Origin of the sequence: Iodidimonas nitroreducens, assembly GCA_000710935.1 — a bacterium.
Taxonomy (GTDB): domain Bacteria; phylum Pseudomonadota; class Alphaproteobacteria; order Sphingomonadales; family Rhodothalassiaceae; genus Iodidimonas; species Iodidimonas nitroreducens.
Genome location: BAYV01000015.1, coordinates 88,631 through 109,306 on the forward strand (window position 1 = coordinate 88,631; position 20,676 = coordinate 109,306).

The 20,676-nt window shown below is 56.8% G+C and carries 19 protein-coding genes; 4 read left to right on the top strand and 15 right to left on the bottom strand.

The genetic code is table 11. The features are described from left to right. Positions 1-11 precede the first annotated feature (11 nt). Complete coding sequence (gene aroC, locus AQ1_RS07570; protein WP_042086115.1) at positions 12-1,085, top strand: chorismate synthase; 1,074 nt, start codon at positions 12-14, stop codon at positions 1,083-1,085. Positions 1,086-1,119: 34 nt separating this feature from the next. On the opposite strand, the gene AQ1_RS07575 is transcribed toward aroC, so the two are convergent. Next, positions 1,120-2,100: a hydrogen peroxide-inducible genes activator gene (locus AQ1_RS07575; RefSeq protein ID WP_052371092.1), complete on the bottom strand. Its 981-nt coding sequence runs from the start codon at positions 2,098-2,100 to the stop codon at positions 1,120-1,122. Positions 2,101-2,218: 118 nt separating this feature from the next. On the opposite strand from AQ1_RS07575, the gene AQ1_RS07580 reads away from it, so the two are divergent. Next, a complete protein-coding gene (locus AQ1_RS07580; protein ID WP_042085955.1) occupies positions 2,219-2,863 on the top strand; it encodes a carbonic anhydrase in 645 nt (214 codons plus the stop codon). An 80-nt stretch (positions 2,864-2,943) separates the two neighbouring features. Further along, positions 2,944-4,563: a SulP family inorganic anion transporter gene (locus AQ1_RS07585; protein ID WP_042085958.1), complete on the top strand. Its 1,620-nt coding sequence runs from the start codon at positions 2,944-2,946 to the stop codon at positions 4,561-4,563. A gap of 136 nt (positions 4,564-4,699) precedes the next feature. Here AQ1_RS07585 and AQ1_RS14475 read toward each other — a convergent pair whose 3' ends face one another. The 7 genes from AQ1_RS14475 to AQ1_RS07620 all read right to left on the bottom strand — a co-directional run bounded on the left by AQ1_RS14475 (position 4,700) and on the right by AQ1_RS07620 (position 11,838). After that, on the bottom strand, positions 4,700-5,269 hold the full coding sequence (locus AQ1_RS14475) for a YceI family protein (protein WP_052371093.1): 570 nt from the start codon (positions 5,267-5,269) through the stop codon (positions 4,700-4,702). Positions 5,270-5,277: 8 nt separating this feature from the next. Then, positions 5,278-5,862 (bottom strand): cytochrome b, encoded by a 585-nt coding sequence (locus AQ1_RS07595; RefSeq protein ID WP_042085961.1) that lies wholly within the window; start codon positions 5,860-5,862, stop codon positions 5,278-5,280. A gap of 44 nt (positions 5,863-5,906) precedes the next feature. Beyond that, positions 5,907-6,500, bottom strand: a complete 594-nt coding sequence (locus AQ1_RS07600; RefSeq protein WP_313979879.1) for a YceI family protein — start codon at positions 6,498-6,500, stop codon at positions 5,907-5,909. Positions 6,501-6,776: 276 nt separating this feature from the next. Then, on the bottom strand, positions 6,777-8,276 hold the full coding sequence (locus AQ1_RS07605) for a DNA recombination protein RmuC (RefSeq protein WP_052371094.1): 1,500 nt from the start codon (positions 8,274-8,276) through the stop codon (positions 6,777-6,779). Positions 8,277-8,402: 126 nt separating this feature from the next. Beyond that, positions 8,403-10,076 carry a glucose-6-phosphate isomerase gene (gene pgi, locus AQ1_RS07610; protein WP_042085964.1) on the bottom strand — a complete coding sequence of 558 codons (1,674 nt, stop codon included), beginning with the start codon at positions 10,074-10,076 and terminating at the stop codon, positions 8,403-8,405. An 11-nt stretch (positions 10,077-10,087) separates the two neighbouring features. Next, positions 10,088-10,816, bottom strand: a complete 729-nt coding sequence (locus AQ1_RS07615; protein WP_462687115.1) for a gamma-glutamyl-gamma-aminobutyrate hydrolase family protein — start codon at positions 10,814-10,816, stop codon at positions 10,088-10,090. Then, positions 10,813-11,838 (bottom strand): amidoligase family protein, encoded by a 1,026-nt coding sequence (locus AQ1_RS07620; RefSeq protein WP_052371095.1) that lies wholly within the window; start codon positions 11,836-11,838, stop codon positions 10,813-10,815. Before AQ1_RS07620 ends, AQ1_RS07615 begins: the two co-directional genes overlap by 4 nt. Before the next feature lie 188 nt (positions 11,839-12,026). On the opposite strand from AQ1_RS07620, the gene kynU reads away from it, so the two are divergent. After that, entirely contained in the window at positions 12,027-13,283 is a 1,257-nt protein-coding gene (gene kynU / locus AQ1_RS07625) for a kynureninase (RefSeq protein WP_161760491.1), read from the top strand. Here the strand turns inward: kynU and AQ1_RS07630 are convergent. From AQ1_RS07630 to AQ1_RS07660, 7 genes are all read right to left on the bottom strand, one after another. Beyond that, positions 13,278-14,822, bottom strand: coding sequence for a phospholipase D-like domain-containing protein (locus AQ1_RS07630; protein WP_042085969.1), 1,545 nt, complete (start codon positions 14,820-14,822; stop codon positions 13,278-13,280). The genes kynU and AQ1_RS07630 overlap by 6 nt on opposite strands. A 42-nt stretch (positions 14,823-14,864) precedes the next feature. Continuing rightward, positions 14,865-15,323 (bottom strand): protein tyrosine phosphatase family protein, encoded by a 459-nt coding sequence (locus tag AQ1_RS07635; protein ID WP_042085971.1) that lies wholly within the window; start codon positions 15,321-15,323, stop codon positions 14,865-14,867. A 21-nt stretch (positions 15,324-15,344) separates the two neighbouring features. Continuing rightward, a complete protein-coding gene (locus AQ1_RS07640; protein ID WP_052371096.1) occupies positions 15,345-16,679 on the bottom strand; it encodes a class I SAM-dependent RNA methyltransferase in 1,335 nt (444 codons plus the stop codon). Next, positions 16,669-17,415, bottom strand: coding sequence for a TlyA family RNA methyltransferase (locus AQ1_RS07645; RefSeq protein ID WP_042085973.1), 747 nt, complete (start codon positions 17,413-17,415; stop codon positions 16,669-16,671). Before AQ1_RS07645 ends, AQ1_RS07640 begins: the two co-directional genes overlap by 11 nt. Positions 17,416-17,446: 31 nt before the next feature. Continuing rightward, positions 17,447-19,375 (bottom strand): 1-deoxy-D-xylulose-5-phosphate synthase, encoded by a 1,929-nt coding sequence (dxs, locus tag AQ1_RS07650; RefSeq protein ID WP_042085975.1) that lies wholly within the window; start codon positions 19,373-19,375, stop codon positions 17,447-17,449. A gap of 121 nt (positions 19,376-19,496) precedes the next feature. Further along, positions 19,497-20,402: a polyprenyl synthetase family protein gene (locus tag AQ1_RS07655; RefSeq protein ID WP_042085976.1), complete on the bottom strand. Its 906-nt coding sequence runs from the start codon at positions 20,400-20,402 to the stop codon at positions 19,497-19,499. Positions 20,403-20,404: 2 nt separating this feature from the next. Next, a complete protein-coding gene (locus tag AQ1_RS07660; RefSeq protein ID WP_042085977.1) occupies positions 20,405-20,662 on the bottom strand; it encodes an exodeoxyribonuclease VII small subunit in 258 nt (85 codons plus the stop codon). Between the last annotated feature and the right edge of the window lie 14 nt (positions 20,663-20,676).

The window sequence follows — 20,676 nt, forward strand, 5'->3', positions numbered from 1 at the left end:
GGAATTGCACCATGTCGATAAACAGCTTTGGCCATGTTCTGCGCTTCACGAGCTGGGGGGAATCCCATGGCCCATCCATCGGGGCCGTGCTTGATGGGGTGCCCCCCGGCCTTGCCTTGAGCGAAGGCGATATCCAGCCCTTTCTCGATAAACGCCGACCCGGCCAATCGCGCTTTACCACCCAACGGCAAGAGCCTGATCAGGTGCGGATTCTTTCCGGCGTTTATGAAGGGCGGACCACCGGCACAGCGCTTTCTTTGCTGATTGAAAATACCGATCAGCGCTCCAAGGATTATTCCGACATCGCCAAGCGTTTTCGCCCCGGCCATGCCGATTACACCTATTTGGCCAAATATGGCCATCGCGATCCCCGGGGCGGCGGGCGATCCTCGGCCCGGGAAACCGCCATGCGGGTGGCCGCAGGGGCGGTGGCGCGCAAGATTCTGGGGGCGGGGGTCGTCATCCATGGCGGATTGGTGGAAATGGGTGGCGATGCCATCGATGACGCCGCCCTTGATTGGGATGAGGTGGATCAAAACCCCTTTTTCTGCCCCGATGCCAAAGCCGCCCAACGCTGGGCCGAGCGCCTTGATGCCGTGCGTAAAAGCGGCGATTCATTAGGCGCGGTGATCGCCGTGGAAGCCCATGGTGTGCCCGCAGGCTGGGGCGCCCCGATCTATGGCAAGCTCGATTCCGATCTGGCAGCGGCGATGATGTCGATCAATGCCGCCAAAGGCGTTGAGATCGGCGCGGGTTTTGAAGCCGCCCGCCTGAGCGGGGCGGATAATGCCGATGAAATGCGGATGGGCCCCGATGGCCATCCACGCTTTCTATCCAATCATGCCGGCGGCATTTTGGGGGGCATTTCATCGGGCCAGCCGGTGTGCTGCAAGATTGCCATCAAACCCACCAGTTCGATCCTGATCCCCCGCCAAACCATTACCAGCGATGGCGAAGAGGTGGAGATCATCACCAAAGGCCGCCATGATCCCTGTGTGGGCATTCGCGGCGTGCCCGTGGCCGAGGCCATGCTGGCGCTGGTACTGGCCGATCATATGATGCTGCACCGGGCACAATGCGGCTGAAAGACGGACCAGCCAAACAATGCGGGCAGCCGCTTTAATCCTGGCGGGCTTCGAATGCGGATGGCTCATGCACCCGCACATCGGCCGACAATCGATCCTGACAAATCTGACGAATAAACTGCGCCAGTTCCCGGTAAAGCCGACGATGCGGCACGCTGGGTCGCCAAGCCATCGCCACCGTGCGATAGGTCAGCTCTTCGTTCAAGCTCAGAACCAGTACATCCTTGCGCGGCAGGATTTCAGAGCGCACATATAGCGCTGGCAAAAAACCCAAGCCCATATTCATGCCAACCATATGACGCAGGGTATCAAGGCTGGTGCCTTCATATTCGCGCAAAAGTCGGGCCTGAAAGCGATGCGCCAATTCCTGCACCTGATCAAAAAACCGATAGCGCTCTTCCAGTGCCAGCAAAGTTTGATCGCGCAGATCGGCCCCTTCGACCATGGCCTTCGCAGCCAGCGGATGATCAAGGGACGCCGTGAGCAATAAAGGTTCATCATAAAGACTGTGGGTGACCAAGCCGCCGATATCCATCGGCATGGAGGTGAGAATGATATCAAATCGGCCATCGAGCAATTTGGCTTCCAATGCGCGCGGATCTTCTTCACGGACATAAAGACGCAAATCGGGATAGGCATCATGAATGGCACCAATCACTTCGGGCAGCAGATAAGGCCCGATAGAGGGCGACACCCCCAAACGATGGGTGCCCCCAAGGCCCCCATGGCCAAGCCGGGCACGATCCATCAACAGGCTGATATCATGCAGAATTTCTTCAGCCAAGGGGATGATTTCCTGACCGATGGGGGTTGGCATGGCCCCCGTTTTCGCGCGTTCGAGCAAGATACAGCCCAGAATTTCCTCCAAAGCCGAAATCTGCGCCGAAAGCGTTGGCTGCGAAACGCCCAAACGGCTGGCGGCCCGGCGAAAGCTGCCCGCTTTCGCTACCTCAAGGAAATAGCGGATTTGTTTAACCCCGGGTTCGCGATGAGTCTGTTTTTTTGTGATAGTCAAAGCTGATCACCTTTTCAAAAATATTTGGCTTCCATTATCATATGGCTCATCCAAACTGCACAGCATAAAATATCCGGGATCCACCCGGATTTGGTTCGCAATGGCAAGGAGACGAGACGTGGAAAAGATTTTTTCAGGAATTTCGACATTCCAGAAAACCGTCTATCCCGAAAATGAAGATCTGTTTCGCAAGCTGGCAGGGGGGCAATCTCCGGAGGCGCTGTTTATCACCTGTGCTGATAGCCGTGTCGATCCTTCGATGATCACCCAGACCAAGCCCGGCGATCTGTTTATCTGCCGCAATGCCGGCAATATTGTGCCGCCCCATGTTGCCGATGCCGGCGGGGTAACCGCCACCATCGAATATGCCATCGGGGCCTTGAATATTCAGCATCTCGTGGTCTGTGGCCATACCGATTGCGGGGCTATGAAGGGTGCCATGGATCTCGCTGGTTTGGCGAAATTCCCCCATGTAAAGCAATGGCTTGGCTATTCAGAAGCGGCGCTGAAGATTGTTGATGAACAATCCGGCGAGCGCTCCGAGCAGGACCGGCTCGATGCCCTGATCGAACAGAATGTGCTGATGCAGCTCAATCATGTGCGCACCCATCCTTATGTGGCGGCCCGCCTCTCGACCGGGCGTTTGCAGCTTCATGGCTGGGTCTATGATATCAAAACCGGCGCGATCAAAGCCTATGACGAGGACAGCGGACAATTCAAAATTCTGACCAAGGAGGGTTATGATTCGACGCTGGCAAAGTGATCACAAACCCGACCTTTTCTTGCTTTTACCCCCCATGAAACGGCCTTGGTGTCCCTTGGCACCCATAGAAAGAATATTTCATGTCCTATAATGTCGATCAAATACGCGGCGATATTTTCGGCGGTCTCACGGCCGCCGTGGTCGCACTGCCGCTGGCGCTCGCTTTTGGTGTGGCGTCCGGCGCTGGCCCGATTGCTGGCCTTTATGGGGCGATCATCGTTGGCTTTTTTGCTGCGGTTCTGGGTGGAACGCCCACCCAGATTTCCGGCCCCACCGGCCCGATGGTGGTTGTTTTTGCCGGTGTTTTTGCCGCTTTTTCCGATCAGCTCGAGCTTGTTTTCACCGCCGTGATTCTGGCTGGACTCTTCATGATTTTGGGCGGTTTTTTAAGGCTGGGCACCTATATCCGGCTGGTTCCTTATCCGGTGATTTCCGGCTTCATGAGCGGGATTGGCTGCATCATCATCATCTTGCAATTTGGTCAGTTGATGGGGCAGGAATCCTCTTCCAGCCCCTTGATGGCTTTGGGCAATATTCCCGATGCGATAAGCAATCCCAATCTATCGGCCCTGATCATCAGCGCCATTTCACTGGCCGTGGTCTTTTTATGGCCTGCCAAGCTGGGGCGCTTTCTGCCCGGGCCGCTGGCGGCTCTTTTGATCGCGACGCCTGTCGCTATGCTGCTTCCCGGTGTCCCCATATTGGGATCGATCCCCACCGGCCTGCCCAGCATACAATTACCCATGTTGACGGCGGATAGCGCTTTCCTCGTCGTGGAAGCGGCCCTGGTCTTGGCAGCGCTGGGAGCGATCGACAGCCTTTTGACCTCTTTGGTTGCCGATAATATGACCCGTGGCCGCCATGATTCCAATCGCGAGCTGATCGGCCAAGGCGTGGGCAACAGCATTGCCGGGCTTTTTGGGGCAATCCCGGGTGCCGGGGCCACCATGCGCACGGTGATCAATATCCGCTCTGGCGGCACCACCCGGCTTTCGGGGGCTTTGCATTCGCTGGTTTTGCTGGCCATCGTTTTGGGTCTTGGCCCGCTTGCGGAAGCCATCCCCCATGCCGCCCTTGCCGGTATTCTGGTGAAGGTGGGCTATGACATCATCGATTGGTCTTATATTAAGCGTGCCCATCGTGGCCCGCGCTGGGATCTGTTGCTGATGGTAATGGTTCTTGGGCTGACGGTGTTTGTCGATCTGATCACTGCGGTGGCTGCGGGTGTAGTTTTGGCCGCCCTTGCCTTCATTCAGCAACTGGCGAAAACCCAGCTTGCTTCGATCGGCGATATCAGCCTGCGTGATATGGATGAGGAAGAAACCGCTCTGCTGAAAACTGTCGATAACCGGATCAGAATCTTCGATTTCGGTGGGCCTTTAAGCTTCGGAGCGGCTGCGGATATGGGACATCATGCGCGGGAGCGCACGGGTGGCGAAGTCTCTGTTCTCATCCTAGATTTCTCGCGCGTGCCATTCATCGATATGTCGGCGGCGACGGCGGTGGAAACCATTCTGTCTGATGCCAAAAACAGTGGTGTCACCGTTTATATGACCGGGATGCGCGATGCTATCACTGATCTGTTCAAAGGATTGGGAACCTTCACCCATATCCCGGCAGCGCAGGTCAAACCAAACCGCAAGGAAGCCCTAAGCGAAGCCGTTATGCTGATCAAAGAGGAAAAACGGGCCGCATCATAGGGGGTGCGAACACCTGATCCTCAAAACGAACCCTAAAAAGAACCGATCCCGGGCTTTGACCGCCGTAAAAAGCGCTTAAAGCCCGGGATTTTATTTTAAACTCTTATGTACGGTGCGGATTACGAAAGCGGGAACTCTAGTCCCCAAGGCGCTTGGCCGTCACCTCGACCGAAACATTGACATTGGCCGCAACGGCCTTCGCCACATCGCCCTTCTGGCCCAAAGAAAAGCTGTTGCGATCAAGGGTGATGCTGCCAACCACCTGCGCCACATCGCCTTCGATGGTCAGCTTGAAAGGCAAGGTCACCGGCTGTTCATGGCCCCGGATCGTCAGGCTGCCACGCGCTTCATAGCGGCCATTTTCCAGATGCGTGATCTGCTCGGAAACAAAAACCGCTTTGGGATATTCTTCGATAAAAAACCAGTTGGAATTCACCAAAGTGGAGCGGGCATCCTGCCCATTCAAATAAATACTGCCGCTATCCACCTCGACCCTGATCACGGCATCTTCAGGGGCTTCGGGATCAAAGCTGATCTCGGAGGTAAAATCCTTGAATCCACCGCTCACCGGCGAGGTATTCCATTTCGCCGTCCATAAAATGGCGCTTTTGTCCTTGATCACCTGCCATTGCTGGGCGTGGACAGATCCCGGCAGGGCCATCTGGATCAAGCCGGCTGCCGCCACTGCCAAGAAAGTGGATCGCATCGATGATGTCATTGATTGTCTCCATGACGAGAAGAGCCCGCAAAGGGCAGCATCCGCCGCAGGGTTTCGTCCTTTAAAATGAAATGATGTTTCAAAGCGGCCCCCACATGCAAGACTAAAAGCCCCAAAAGCGCCCATCCCAAAAGTTCATGCCCTCCTTTGGCCAGATCATGGAGCCATTCCGTAGGGCCAAAAATCGTGGGCAAAGCAAACAGATCAAAAATCCGGGTAGGAATGGTCAGTTCTGAGGTATCGGCGCTGATCAGCCCCAAAAGGGGCATCAAAAACAAAATGGCATAAAGCCCATAATGCGTGAGATGCGCCAGCCCCCGCTCATAGGGCTTGAGGTCAGATGGCAAGGCCGGGCCGCGATGTGTCAACCGCCAGACAAGCCGCAAAAATGCCAATAAAAGAACCGTCAGACCAATCGACTTATGCAATTGAAAATATTCAAATTTTGTTTGCAGATCTTCGATCAGATGGGTCATGGCATAGCCAAGACCCCACATGAAAATAACCAGAAGGGCGACAATCCAGTGAAAGGCCATACTCACGAAGCCCCAACGTTCAGTGCTGTTGGAAATCTGCATCATCGCCCCCCTTCTTTAGATATTAAAAAGCCTATGAACGCGCTCTATCATTCGGCTTTCGAAGCTTCGGTGGAAATGAAGATCTCCACATCGTCACTCACCATCGGCACATATTGATTGATGCCGAAATCACTGCGCTTGATCTTGGTGGTGGCGGTGAAACCCGCATGGGTTTTGCCATTCATCGGATGCTTGCCCAATTGATTAAGGGTCACATCAAGCACCACCGGCTTGGTGACGCCATGAATGGTCAGATCCCCATGCACCTTGGCGGCCTTATCGCCATCAAGCTCGATCTTCGTGCTTTTAAAGGTGGCTTCAGGATAGGTTGCGGCATCGAAGAAATCAGCGCTTTTGAGATGATCGTCGAATTTCTTAAGGCCGGTATCAAGGCTGCTGATCGGAATGGTCACCGACAGGCTGGAATTGGCGGGATTGTCCTGATCAAGGATCAGGGCCCCTTCAAAATCAGCAAAGCGGGCGCGGGTTTCGGAAAAGCCCAGATGGTTCCAAGCCAGACCGATATGGGTATGGGCCTCATCGAATTCAAAAGTTTCGGGCGCTGCCTGCACGCTCGCGCTCGCACCGGTCATCAGCAAGGCTGCACCGGCTGCCATCATCAAAGTTTTCATCCGTGTCATGGTCTATCCCCAGGTTCATAAATAATTTCAATCCGTTTTCCAGCACATGGAAAACAAGCGCCGAATAAGCAAAGCGGCTATCTTTATAGAGTCAAACCTTAGGGCCATGATCCATCCTGATCATGACATTTATAAAGCCTGCCTCAATCCTTTTTCTCGCGGCCACTTTTCTCACCGCTTTTCATAAGATAAGCCATATATGTTTGAAGCAAAGACTTCTGATCGAAAATAATTGGTTCGCAAGATGAAACAATCAGGGCACGATCAAAGCTCATATCATGATCTGGGCACCAGCTTATTTTCCCCGGTCGCCTCCGCACGCGCGGTGTCCTTAGCGCTTTCATCGGCCAGGGTCTCTTTGAATTCATGGGCGGCAAGTGCCCGCGCTTCGGTGAGGACCGGCGTCAGTTCGGGCAGATCCTTGCCGGTATGATCTACCTTTAAATCCTCGAATTTCCGGGCTTGTGACATCACCGAGCGTTCAAGGCTGCCCACCATGCTATTATAAGACCCCACGGCGCGCTCAAGATGCTTTCCGGTATTGGCCACATGCCCCCCCATCACCGACAGGCGTTCATAAAGATCATGACCAAGCTGCGCCACATGGCGGGCATTTTCCGCCATGGCTTCCTGCCGCCAGCCATAGGCCACGGCTTTGGCCAAAGCGATCAGGGTGGTGGGGGTCACGATCAGCACATGGCTTCTGATCGCATCCTCAAACAAATCGGGATCGCGTTCGATGGCGGCGGCATAAAAATTTTCACCGGGAATGAACATGGCAACAAAATCGGGGCTATCCTTCAAATTCTGCCAATAGGATTTCTGCCCCAAAGCTTTCATATGGGTGCGGATTTCGCGGGCATGTTTTGCCAGAAAGCTCTCGCGGCTCAGTTCATCCACCGCTTCGATGGCATCGAAATAAGCCGACAGAGATGTTTTGGCATCCACCACAATGGTGCGATCCCCCGGCAGGCGGATGATCGCATCGGGGATCAGGCGCTTTTGATCTTCATCGACAAAGCTGCTTTGGGTGTCGAAATCAACATGCTCGCTCATCCCGGCAAGCTCCATCACCCTTTGCAACTGATGTTCGCCCCAGCGGCCACGGGTTTTGGGCTGGGCGCGCAAGGCATTCACCAGCTTGGCCGTTTCGCTGCGCACACCATCCTGAGCTTGCAGCACATTTTTCAATTCGCTGCTCAAGCTGCCATAAGCCTGGGTGCGGGCTTTTTCAATGGCCCCCAGATTCTCCTCATAGCGCTTTAAGCTGTCTTGCATGGGCTTGAGCAGGGTTTCGATGGCTTTGTGCCGGGCGCTCAAATCACCATCGGCGGCCACTTTATAGGTTTTCAAGGTTTCTTCGGCCCGCAGCAGAAAGGATTTCTGGCTGGCTTCCAGGCTTTCATGGGCCAGAACCTTGAATTTTTCTTCCAATGCACCGCGCAGGCTGACGAGCGACAGGCGCTCTTGCTCAACCGCATGTTCGCGCTCGGCCATCCGGGCCTCCTGCGCCGCCAGTTCCGCTTTCGCAGTTGCCAGCTGATTATTAGCCGCATGCAAAGCCGCTTCCAGCTTATCGGCCTGTTCGCCAACACGTTTTTCCTGATCTTTCGCCTGCCGCACCGCGAAATCGGCCTCTAGCAAAGCTTCATCCTGCTCCCTGATTTTGCCCGTAAGGCTCTGCCGCCCTTTATGGCCCATCAGCGCCACAAGAGCCGCCCCCACAAGCAACCCCAAAAGCGCAGGCAACAGGCTATCGAGCATCAGATCCGTCATGAAACATCCTAACAAGAACACAAGGCGAACATGCTAGAAGAAAATCAGGGAGATTGCAAAGGCCGAATGTGCAAAATATCCAAACTGCCCTTCAGGCTTTTTTATTCGCTGCCACCCCCCTTCTTATCAGCCCCCTTTCTTATCAACTGCCGCCCCATCGAGCGCTTGGCGCATGATCATCGCCAGATGATTGGTGGAAGGATCATGACCGGTGATCGGCCCTGTGCCAGAGAGATCGGCCAGAGTGGTTTTGGCCAGCACCTTCCCCAGTTCCACCCCCCATTGATCGAAGGAATTGATGTTCCAGATCACCCCCTGCACAAAAACCTTATGCTCATAAAGCGCCAGAAGCTGCCCGAAATGAAAAGGATCGAGGCGATCGAGCAAAAGGCTGTTGGTGGGGATATTGCCGGGGAAGCTTTTATGGGGGGCCAAAAGCGCCGCCTCTTCCTTGGAAAGACCCTGCGCCAGCAGATCGGCCAAAACCTTATCGGTGGATTTGCCGATCATCAAAGCTTCGGTTTGCGCCAGAACATTTGACAATAAAATCCGATGATGATCGAGATGATCATGATCGGCCTTTAAAATGGCGATGAAATCCGCCGGGATCAGCCGCGTTCCCTGATGGATAAGCTGGTAAAAGGCATGCTGGCCATTGGTGCCCGTGCGCCCCCAGATCACCGGCCCGGTGGTATAATCCACCGGCGCGCCCTCGCGATTCACGCGCTTGCCATTGCTTTCCATGTCAAGCTGCTGCAAATGATCGACAAAACGATCAAGCCGCTGATCATAGGGCAGCACGGCATAAGTTTCGGCCCCCATGAAATTGCTGTACCACAGCCCCAAAAGCCCCATCACAACGGGCATATTGCGCTCCAGCGGGGCGGCTTGGAAATGCCGATCCATCGCCCGACCCCCCGCCAGCATCTGCGAGAAATTTTCCCAACCGATGCCCAGAGCCAAGCTCAAACCAATGGCCGACCACAAGGAATAGCGGCCCCCCACCCAATCCCAGAAGTGAAAGACATTGCGGCTATCAATGCCAAAATCGGCCACCGCCCGGGCATTGGTGGATAGCGCCACGAAATGATGCGCCACCGCCCCTTCATCCCCGCCCATTTTGGCCACCAGCCAGCGCCGCGCGGTCATCGCGTTGGTCATGGTTTCCTGGGTTGTGAAGGTTTTCGATGCAATCACAAACAGCACGGTTTCAGGATCGATCCCGGCCAGCACCGGGGCCATATCATGGGCATCGACATTAGACACGAAATGGGTGCGGATGCCCGGCACGGCATGGGCCGATAGGGCCTCCATCGCCGCCTGCGGCCCCAGATGCGAGCCGCCAATCCCAATATTCACAATGGTATCGATGGGCTTGCCGCTATAGCCGCGCCAGCGCCCTTCATGCACGGCGTGCACAAAATTCTTCATGCGATCAAGCTCAGCGGTGACCAGCTCCATGATATTATCGCCATCGATCTTGATGATCTGATCGCTTCCCGCGCGGAGCGCGCTGTGCAAAACCGCACGATGCTCGGTGCCATTGATCGGCTCGCCTTCAAACATCCGATCACGCCATTCTTCAAGCTTCCGCGCCCGGGCCAAGGCAAAAAGCAGGCGCATGGTCTCAGCACTCGCCCGATTCTTGGAATAATCCAGCGCCAACCCCTTGTTTTCGATCCACATGCGGGTGGCCCGATCCGGCTCGCTTTGAAACAGATCGCTGATCTTTTGTTCGCCAAGCACGTCTCGATGCGCGGCCAGCGATGTCCATGCGCCAGAAGATGTAAGGTCAGACATGAAAAAGTTCCTTATCGCTTGGTGATACTCTCAGCCCCTTGTGATTCATGCCCATGGGTATAGCACCGCGCCGCTTTGGCCAAGGCCCCAAACAGCGCTTTGTGGTGCGGATTGAAGATCAAAAATTCGGGATGCCACTGCACACCAAAGCAAAAACGATCTGATCGCGTGGTCTCGATGGCCTGAATGATCTGATGATGATCATGGCCCACGGCCACCAAACCCTGCCCCAGCCGATCAATCGATTGACGATGCAGGGCATTGACCCGAAAGCGCTGCCCCCGCAGCATCGCCGCCAACCGGCTTTGGGGATCAAGATGCACCCTTTTTCGGGGCAAAACGGTCCGCAAATGCGGGGCTGAGCGATAAACATCATGAATATCGCGATGCAAACTGCCTCCAAAAGCCACATTGATCATCTGCGCCCCCCGGCATACCCCCAGCACCGGCATTGCCCTTTCATGGGCCTTTCGCACCAGCCCGCATTCCAGATCATCCCGGGCGGGATCGATGGCGATCATCGGTTCGGGATGGGCATGATAAAGCCCTACGCCGATATCATCGCCGCCCCCCACCAAAAGCCCGTGCAGATCATCAAGATCACAAGGGCTTTCGGGATGGATGCGTACCGCCCGCGCCCCTGCCCGCCACAGGCTGAAACGATTGAACATCCACATCCACCAGCCGCCCCGGCTCGATGTTGTCACCCCGATGCGCGGACGCTGATCGCGCCCCATCATGGCGCAATCCATCGGCTCACCTCATCGGCCCATTGGCTGCGGCTCCAGCTTTTTGCTAAAAATTTCCGGGTCATCGCCTCCATCATCGGGCGATCAGCGGCCAGATTTTCCACCCGCAACCAATCATTCCACAAGGTGGTGAGGCACCAGCCCGGCTCATCCACCCGGCTATCGGGCACCCGATAATGAAAAGTGGGGCGGGCCTTGATCCGCTCATCCCCCAAAGATTTTACATAATCTTCATCGATATGGGCAAAGAGCGGCAACAGATCCAGATCGCGATTGCGGGTGGGATTATCACGCAGATAATCTTCAACAAACTGATCCCATTGCGGCGGCCTGCGATCCGCCAGAACATGGCAGGCATAATCGCGCGGAAAGGGATTGGCAAAAGCAGTGAGCCGCCGCGACAAGTCCTGCCCTGCTTTCTCCCGCATCCAATCCTCGAGCAAAAGCCATGCCTTGAACTGGCCCAAAACATGGCCGATTTCAAGGCTTGCCAGTTCGGGATTAAGCTGGCAGCCAAAGGCATAATAAATCTGCCGCCCGGTGCCGGTGGCCCCGGCATCCCGCAAAGCCATAACCAGCGTTTCAAGGGCGGGCAGGCTGCGGATCGCCACCGGCGGGCAGGCGATTTCCATCGGCACCCATGATTTACTGAGATCGCCAATGGTTTCAGCGATCAAATCCAGAAATTCCGGCTTCTTGGGGTTCTCTTCGGGGGAAGGCCCATCCTGATCCAATTGTGGCGCGGGGCGCTGGGGATGGGCATAAACGGCATCCAATTCCACCAGAAAATCGCCCAGCCGGGTATTCTCCACATTCAGGCGATAGGGATCATCGATTTTGATCTTGCCCCCATAAAGCGAGGTGATGATCGCGCCCGTCGTTTTAATCGAAAGATCGCCAAATTCGATCTCAACCCCCAGCCGCCGCTCCTCGCCGCTTTCGGTATAAAGCTGGGGCGGCAGGCCGAGTTCAGGCAAATCGGCATGTTCAGCATGATGGGGTTTCTCGGCCACGCTGGGGCTAGCTCCTTCTGGTTTATGGTTCGCTGATAGCGATGGCAGCTTTCTTTAATTGGATCAGCAATCATGATGATATAAGAAGCGGCAATCAAGACCACCGACTTGACAGGCCCGCACAAATCCGGCCCGATCAACACAATGATACTCTGGCTGACCCCCCAACAGATCAGGATAAAGCGATCATGAGTGCGGACCGCCCCGCTTCCGATTTTGGCCCCGATCTGCCCACCCGCGCGCAGATCGAAGCAATGGATCAGGCCGATCCCCTGTTGCTGATGCGGCGGCGGTTTGATCTGCCCGGCGGGCTGATTTATCTCGATGGCAATTCCTTAGGCGCCCTGCCCCGGGGGGTGGCAGCGCATCTGGGTGAAGTGACCCGGCAGCAATGGGGGGATCGGCTGATTGCCGGATGGTCGGAAGGTTGGATGGACCTGCCCCTCAAAACCGGGGCGCTGATCGCCCCTTTGATCGGGGCGGATGAAGATGAGGTGATCGCCTGCGACAGCACCTCCATCAATCTGTTCAAGCTGGCGGCAGCGGCGCTGCTGGCCCGCCCTGATCGCTCGGTGATCCTATCGGAAGAGGGCAATTTCCCGACCGATCTTTATATGTTCGATGGACTGGCGCGGCTGGCCTCCCTTGCCGGGCGGCCGATCCATCTGCGCACCGTTTCTGCTGACCATCTGATCGATGCCCTTGACGAGGATGTGGCGCTGCTGGCGCTCACCCATGTCAATTTTCGCACCGCCCGCGCCCATGATATGGCCAATCTCAGCGCCGCCGCCCATCAAAAAGGGGCCTTGTGCTTGTGGGATCTATCGCATTCCGTGGGGGCTGTTGCCGTTGATCTGCACCAGAGCGGGGCGGATCTGGCCGTGGGCTGTGGCTATAAATTTCTCAATGGCGGGCCGGGGGCCCCGGCTTTTCTTTATGTGGCCAAAGCCATGCAAAACAAGCTGGATAATCCCCTTGCGGGCTGGATGGGGCATCGCGATCCCTTTGCCTTTGCCCCCGGCTATGAACCCGCCCCCGATATCCGGCGCTTTGCCTGTGGCACGCCGCCCATTCTGGGTTTAAGCGCCCTTCATCAGGCGCTCACACTTTTTTCCGAAGTGGATTTGGAAGCCCTTTTTGAAAAGGGGCAGGCACTATGTGATGTGTTTTTATCGCTCATCGCCCGCCATGCCGATCTTTGCGTGCTCTCCCCCACCAAAAGGGGGGCACGGGGCTGCCATGTGGCTTTAGCGCATCCCGATGCCCGGGCCATCACTGGCCGCCTTGCCGCCCGTGGGGTGGTGGTGGATTTCCGCCCGCCTGATATCATGCGCTTTGGTTTTGCTGCCCTTTATTGCCGCTATATCGATGCTTATGATGCCGCCATGATCTTGAACAGCGAGTGCTGTGTCAGCCCACAGGCTTTGGCGGATGGCGGCTTATAAATAGGGGCTCATCAGCCACATGGCCCGATTGCGCAGGATACGCGGCAGGGAAAAGGCCGCCACCGATGCCCCGGTTACAGCCTCGGCTTTTTCGATGCGATCAAGGAGAAACTGATCCAGCCTGCGGGCGAAATGGGCATCATAAATTTCCAGATTGAGCTCGAAATTCAAACGCAGGCTGCGGGCATCCCAATTGGTGGAGCCGATCATCGCCCAATAATCATCCACCACCATGATTTTAGCATGATCAAGGGGGGGCGGCGTTTGATAAAGCCGCACCCCGCATGACAGCAGGGGCGCAAACAACGCTTCCGATGCCCAGCCCAAAACCCGATAATTGCTGACCCGGGGCAGGATGATATCCACCACCACACCGCGCAGGGCGGCCTGGGATAAAGCGCTCAATATATTGATATCGGGCAGGAAATAGGGGGTTGCGATCCGCACCGACCGGCGAGCCACCGAAAGCGCACTTTCAAAAATCCAGCCGGCCCTTGAAAAATTACCATCCGGGCCATCGGGGGCAAGGCGCATCACCGCGTGCCTGGGCTCCACATCATCGCCCTCCTTCATCTTTTGATCAAAGGTTGGGGCTTTCCATAAATCGCCAGCCAAACTTTCCCCCTCAGTCAAGCTTTCCCCCCCGGCAAAGCGCCAGTCTTCGGCAAAGACATGGGCAAATTGCGCGGCAATCGGGCCTTGGATGCAAAACATCACATCCTGGGATAATAGCCCGGTTTTGCCGCCGGATTGATGCACATCGCGGATATTCATCCCGCCAGTGAAAACCAGATCCTCATCCACTAAAAGCAGCTTTCGATGGGTCCGTAAATTGAGAAAGGCGAGATGCAATGGGCTCGGCTTATTGAAAGCCAAAACCCTGATCCCCATGGCCCGCAGATGGCGATCCACTCGGAAACTGCCCATCGCATCGATGATCACATAAACCGCCACCCCGCGATCCTGCGCCGCTTTCAGGGCATCGGCAAAAGCCCGGCCCACACAATCCCATTCAAAAATATAGGTGGAAAGGGCAATGCGATGCCGCGCTTTGGCCATTGCATCGAGCATGGCGGGATAGGCTTCATCGCCATTCACCAGCATTTCGGCCTCATTGCCCCCCATCAGGGCCATCCCCGTCACCGCCCGGGCAAGGCGGGCATGGGCCACAAAGCGCGGGGCCGCAGTGGCATCGAAATGAGGCAGACCCGCGGGCGCAATCGCCGGGCCCGATGGCAGATCAGGGGCATCTGATCGATGATCATCGGGCACACGGACCGCCACCGCCCCATAGCGCCTTTGTTCGGCAAGGCTAAGCCCCAGCTTGTGCTGGCGGGCCTGCTCGGCCTTGCGCTGGATGCGGTTCACCCCCAGAACAAGATAGCCAAAGGCCCCGATCCCCGGCACCAGCCACAGGATCGCCATCCAGCCAATGGCGGCCCGCACATCGGTTTTGGTCAGCAGGATATGAAGACTTGCCGCAAAAGATGCGCCAATAAGGGCAAAGGCCAGAAGAAAGGATGCGATATCGTTGATCATCTGTGTTGCGATGCCCCCGGTTCGTCCCTGCTGCCTGATCCCTTAGTTTTTAGAGTTATTCCCAGAGCCCAGACCATGCAGGATCTGGCTTAAAGGCTTGAGATCATAGCCCGCCGTCTGCGCCAGAGCGATCACCTGATCCGTGCTTTGCCGCCCCGATGCCACGCTTGCCAGCGCCCACAGGGTGGCGGACCGGGTGCCCGAACGGCAATAGGCCAGAACAGCCTCGCCCTTTTTGACATCTTCATCCAGTGTTTTTTGCATGGCCGCTACTGTTTCGGGTCCGAAACGTCCGCCGCTGATTGGCAGATGCATAAAAGAAAGCCCCAAATCTTTGGCCCACTCTGCCACCGTCTGCGCATCGGGCTGGCCTTCATCCTCGCCATCCGGGCGATTGCAGATCACCAGCCGCACCCCATTATCGCGCGCCGCCACCAGATCATCGTGATCAATCTGCGCCGCCACATAAAAATCAGGATCAAGGGTTCGAAAATCGGTCATAGAGCCATCCTTTTCCAGCTTTCAGCTTTTGGTAAACAGGGCCGCCAATTCCACATGGGGCGACCATAAAAACTGATCCACCGGACTGATCTGGCATAATTGATAGCCGCCATCCACCAAAATCCGGGCATCCCGGGCAAAGCTGTTGGGATTACAGGAAAAAGCCACCACCGTTCGCACCCCGCTTTTGGCGATTTCCCCCATCTGGGCCACCGCCCCGGCGCGCGGGGGATCGATGATCAGGCCATCAAAGGGGGCAAGCTCCGCCGCCGATAAAGGCCGACGAAACAGATCACGATGCAGTGCCGTCAGCCCTTTTAAATGGGACGCTTTATTCACCCCGCTTTGCAAGGCATCAAGGGCCGTGCGCGCCCCTTCAACCGCCAGCACCCGCGCCCGCCGGGCCAGGGGAAAGCTGAAGGTACCGATCCCCGCAAACAGATCCACACAATTTTGTGCGCCCTCCAGCCATTCCAGCATCAAAGCACGAAGCGCCGCTTCGCCCTCGGCCGTGGCCTGAATGAAGCCCCCGGGCGGCAGGGGCACGGGGATGCCATCAAACACCATCTCGACCCGGCGATTGACCGCCACCGGATCGCATAAACCATCCTCCATCACATGAAGACTGGCGATATCACGGCTTTGGGCGAAAGCGGCCAAAGCCTCGCGCATGGAAAGCCCCGGGGCGATCCCGCCATCGATCACCATATCGATGCCATTATCCGCCTCGGTCAGGCTGATCACCGAAGCCGCGCGCAAAGGCATCAGATCGTGCAGCAAAGCGCGCAGGGGTTTGAACAGAGCCACAAGCGAGGGCCTTGCCACCGGGCACTGGCGCACATCCACCAGATGATGGCTTTGACGCATGGCAAATCCCAAAAGAACGCCCCGGCTGGTGCGCATGGCCTTCAGGGAAAGCCGCCGCCGGCTGCTCGGCGGGCTGATCTGCGGCGGGGCCATCGGGCAATCCCCCAAGCCATGCTGGGCCATCGCCATCTGCACGCGATCCGCCACCCAGCGGGCATAAAGATCGGCATCCAGATGCTGAAGGCTGCATCCCCCGCATTGCCCATGATGGCGGCAGGGGGCATCCTGACGCCCCGGCCCGGGGGTGATCAGGCCCTCCATCTGGGCGCGAATGGTGCCGCGGGGGCCGGGTTCCAGCCAGGCATCGATCTCATCGCCCGCTAGGGTAAAGGGCACGAAAATGGGACCATCGCCGGTTTGGGCGATCCCATCCCCCTGCGCCCCGATCCGTTCGATCCGCAAGCGCATAGGCCGCCCCTTCGACAGGGATGCTTTGGATTTCGCGGCTTTGGATGAGGGGCTTTTTCGGCCTTTTGGCTTATCCGTCATAGCGTGCGGCAATGAGAAATTCCTTGTTGCCCTCGGGGCCGGTAATCGGGCTTTCGCTGATCCCCAGAACCTGCCAGCCATCGAGCGATTGAAGCCATGCCTTTATCCGCGCACACACCTCATCATGCAAGGCCGGATCGCGCACCACGCCTTTCGCGCCCACCCGGCCTTTGCCCACCTCGAATTGCGGCTTGATCAGGGCCAGCAGCCACGCCCCGGGCCGACAAAGCGACAAAGCAGCGGGCAAAACCGTTTCAAGGCCGATGAAGCTGGCATCGCACACCACAATATCCACCGGTTCGGGGATCAGCGCCTGATCCAGATGGCGGGCATTGGTGCGCTCCATCACGATGATGCGCGGATCACTGCGCAAAGACCAGGCCAATTGCCCATGCCCCACATCAACGGCATAGATTTTGGCCGCCCCCGCCTGACGCAACACATCGCTGAACCCGCCGGTAGAGGCCCCCACATCAATCGCCGTCAGCCCGTCTGCCGTGAGGCCGAATGTCTCCATCCCATGGGCAAGCTTCACCCCACCCCGGGAAACCCATGGATGGGGCTGGCCGCGCACCTCAAGGGGCTGATCATCGCCGATCATCTGCCCGGCCTTGGTGATCCGCGCTTCTTTTGAAAAAACCTGACCGGCCATCAAAAGCGCCTGCGCTTTCGCCCGGCTTTCAACCAGACCGCGATCTACAAGGGCCACATCGGCGCGGGTTTTTCCTGGTTTCATCCGTCCTCAGCCCCGGCCTTCATCACCGGGATCAGGCCATCGCCTTATGCGCATCTTCCAGATCATTGCGCCCCAAAGTGCGCATGGCCAGTTCAACGATATAAGGGGCGGTAAGCCGCGCCTGTTCATATTGCTTTTCCGGGCTGTCATGATCCTGGAACAGATCGGGCAGTTTCATCGTCCGCAATTTGAAGCTGCCGCCATCCAAAAGCCCTTCAGCGGAAAGATATTCCAGAACATGAGAGCCAAAACCGCCAATCGATCCTTCCTCGATGGTGATCAGAACCTCATGATGAGCGGCCAGATCCCGGATCAACGCCTGATCAAGGGGCTTGGCAAAGCGGGCATCCGCAACCGTTGTGGATAATCCACGCAGATCAAGCTCTTGCGCCGCCTTCAGCGCCTCGCCCAAGCGCCCCCCCAATGACAGGATGGCGACTTTGGAGCCTTCTTTCAAAATGCGGCCCTTGCCGATTTCAAGAGGCGAGCCAAAGGCCGGCAGTTCAACGCCCAAGCCCTCGCCCCGGGGATAGCGAAAGGCCATGGGCCCCTCATCATAAGCCGCAGCGGTGGAAACCATATGCATCAGATCGGCTTCATCGCCCGCCGCCATCACAATCATATTGGGCAGGGTTGAAAGATAAGTGACATCAAAAGAACCGGCATGGGTTTGCCCATCCGATCCCACCAGCCCCGCGCGATCAATGGCAAAGCGCACGGGCAGCTTCTGGATCGCCACATCATGCACCAATTGATCATAGGCGCGCTGCAAAAAGGTGGAATAAATCGCTGCAAAGGGCCTCATGCCCTCGGCTGCCATCCCGGCGGCAAAGGTCACCGCATGTTGTTCGGCAATGCCCACATCAAAGCTGCGGTCGGGAAATTTCTTGCCGAAAATATCAAGCCCGGTGCCCGATGGCATGGCCGCGCTGATGGCCACGACCCGCTCGTCCTTTTCGGCTTCCTGCACCAGAGCATTGGCGAAAACCTTGGTATATTGGGGGGCGTTCGAGGCGGATTTTTTCAGTTCGCCGGTGACCACATCGAATTTTGGAACGGCATGATATTTATCCGCCGCTGCCTTGCCAAAGGGATGGCCACGCCCTTTTTCGGTCACCACATGGACCAGAATCGGGCCTTCTTTTGCATCCCGCACATTTTCGAGAACCGGCAGCAGATGATCCATATTATGGCCATCAATGGGGCCGATATAATAAAAGCCCATTTCTTCAAACAAGGTGCCGCCGGTGGCCAGCCCCCGGGCATATTCCTCGGCCCGGCGCGCCGTATCCCCAAGCGGCTTTGGCAGGCGTTTGAAGATCGACCGGCCAATATCACGGATCGACAGATATTCCCGCGATGACAAAACCCGGCTCAGATAGGCACTCATCGCCCCCACGGGTGGGGCAATCGACATATCATTATCATTGAGGATGACCACGAGCCGGTTACCCGCCTCGCCCGCATTGTTCATCGCTTCATAAGCCATGCCCGCGCTCATCGCGCCATCGCCGATCACCGCAATGGATTTATCCGCTTTTCCGGCAAAGCGATTGGCCACCGCCATGCCGATGGCGGCCGAGATCGAGGTCGAGGAATGGGCGGCCCCAAAGGGATCATATTCGCTTTCCGACCGTTTGGTGAACCCCGAAAGTCCGCCGCCCTGACGCAGGGTGCGAATGCGATCCCGCCGACCGGTCAGAATTTTATGAGGATAGCATTGATGGCCCACATCCCAGATCAGCTTGTCATCAGGGGTGTTGAACACATAATGCAGGGCCACGGTCAGTTCCACCACCCCAAGGCCGGAGCCGAAATGCCCACCCGTGGTCGAGACCGCCGAAATCATTTCAGCGCGCAATTCATCTGCCACATCTTTCAACTGATTGGGCTTCAATGACCGCAGATCAGCGGGAACATGAACCTTGTCGAGCAGCGGGGTTTCGGGCTTCCTGGACACGTCAATTCACCTGTATTCTCTATTTATGGGCCGTTTCTTCTGCAATCTCATGGGCTTTTAAAGTCGGCTGAATAACCGGTCGACCAAAGCAGGCCACAAAACTGGCAGCAGAGTAAAGGCTTCAGCGCCTGCGATGAATAGCAAACTGTGCCACTTCACGCAAAAGTTCCGCTTTACTTCCAAATTCTTTCAAATAACTCAAGGCCTGATCGGTCAGGATTTCAGCTTTTTCCCGGGCTGCATCTTCGCCCCACAGGGAAACGAGGGTGGCCTTGCCCGCCGCCGCATCCTTGCCCGTTGCCTTACCCATTTCATCGGCCGAGGCGGTGGCATCCAGAAGATCATCGGCAATCTGAAAAGCCAGCCCCATGGCCCGGGCATAGGCCACCAAGGCATGGCGGGCATGGGTGGATGCTTTCCCCAGCACCGCCCCCATTTCAACAGCCGATACAATCAGAGCACCGGTTTTCATCTGCTGCAAACGAATGATGTCGCGTTCCGTCAGCTGCTTGTGCTCGGCTGCCAGATCGAGCATCTGGCCTCCCACCATACCATGATGGCCCGAAGCCCGCGCTGCAACCGATACAAGCTGCGCCCGCACCCGGGGATCGGCATGGGTGCTTTCATCCGATAAAATCTCAAAGGCAAAAGTGAGCAGCGCATCGCCCGCCAGAATGGCCGTTGCCTCATCAAAGGCTTTATGCACCGTGGGCTTGCCGCGCCTGAGATCATCATCATCCATGGCGGGCAGATCATCATGAACCAAAGAATAGCTGTGAATGCATTCAATCGCGGCCCCGGCCCTGAGGCTTGAGGTGAGGCTCACCCCAAACAGATCGGCGGTAGCGCGCAGCAAAAAGGGCCGCAGGCGCTTGCCCCCGGCAAAAAGCGCATAGCGCATCGCCTCGACCACCCGGCCATCGTCACTTTCCGGCACCGGCAGCAATGCATCAAAAGTTTCGCCAAGGGCGTGCGACACATCGCCAAGCGCCGCTTCAAGGCCCGAAAAATCCTGCACCATGGTCATTGTCATTGATCGTTGAATGCCTCCAGCCCGGCTGTTCCCTCTTTATTGAGGGTGATTTTTTCAATTCGCTCTTCTGCGCGTTTGAGCTTGTTTTCACAATGCCGTTTCAAAAACGAGCCGCGTGTATAGATATCGATCGATTGCTCCAGACTGACCGACCCCTGTTCAAGACGCCCGACAATCTGTTCCAGCTCTTTCAAGGCATCTTCAAAAGCCAGAGCCGCAATGTCTTCAGGCATGTCATCCGTTTTTTTGGTCATCAAGCCTCAGCCTT

Excerpts from the sequence above, each read along its gene's own strand:
- AQ1_RS07630 (WP_042085969.1), bottom strand. The coding sequence starts at position 14,822 with ATGATCAACGATATCGCATCCTTTCTTCTGGCCTTTGCCCTTATTGGC.
- AQ1_RS14475 (WP_052371093.1), bottom strand. The coding sequence starts at position 5,269 with ATGCGATCCACTTTCTTGGCAGTGGCGGCAGCCGGCTTGATCCAGATG.
- AQ1_RS07645 (WP_042085973.1), bottom strand. The coding sequence starts at position 17,415 with ATGAAACCAGGAAAAACCCGCGCCGATGTGGCCCTTGTAGATCGCGGT.
- kynU (WP_161760491.1), top strand. The coding sequence starts at position 12,027 with ATGAGTGCGGACCGCCCCGCTTCCGATTTTGGCCCCGATCTGCCCACC.
- AQ1_RS07635 (WP_042085971.1), bottom strand. The coding sequence starts at position 15,323 with ATGACCGATTTTCGAACCCTTGATCCTGATTTTTATGTGGCGGCGCAG.
- AQ1_RS07660 (WP_042085977.1), bottom strand. The coding sequence starts at position 20,662 with ATGACCAAAAAAACGGATGACATGCCTGAAGACATTGCGGCTCTGGCT.
- AQ1_RS07605 (WP_052371094.1), bottom strand. The coding sequence starts at position 8,276 with ATGACGGATCTGATGCTCGATAGCCTGTTGCCTGCGCTTTTGGGGTTG.
- AQ1_RS07640 (WP_052371096.1), bottom strand. The coding sequence starts at position 16,679 with ATGACGGATAAGCCAAAAGGCCGAAAAAGCCCCTCATCCAAAGCCGCG.
- AQ1_RS07615 (WP_462687115.1), bottom strand. The coding sequence starts at position 10,816 with ATGATGGGGCGCGATCAGCGTCCGCGCATCGGGGTGACAACATCGAGC.
- AQ1_RS07655 (WP_042085976.1), bottom strand. The coding sequence starts at position 20,402 with ATGACCATGGTGCAGGATTTTTCGGGCCTTGAAGCGGCGCTTGGCGAT.
- AQ1_RS07585 (WP_042085958.1), top strand. The coding sequence starts at position 2,944 with ATGTCCTATAATGTCGATCAAATACGCGGCGATATTTTCGGCGGTCTC.
- AQ1_RS07595 (WP_042085961.1), bottom strand. The coding sequence starts at position 5,862 with ATGATGCAGATTTCCAACAGCACTGAACGTTGGGGCTTCGTGAGTATG.
- AQ1_RS07600 (WP_313979879.1), bottom strand. The coding sequence starts at position 6,500 with ATGACACGGATGAAAACTTTGATGATGGCAGCCGGTGCAGCCTTGCTG.
- pgi (WP_042085964.1), bottom strand. The coding sequence starts at position 10,076 with ATGTCTGACCTTACATCTTCTGGCGCATGGACATCGCTGGCCGCGCAT.
- aroC (WP_042086115.1), top strand. The coding sequence starts at position 12 with ATGTCGATAAACAGCTTTGGCCATGTTCTGCGCTTCACGAGCTGGGGG.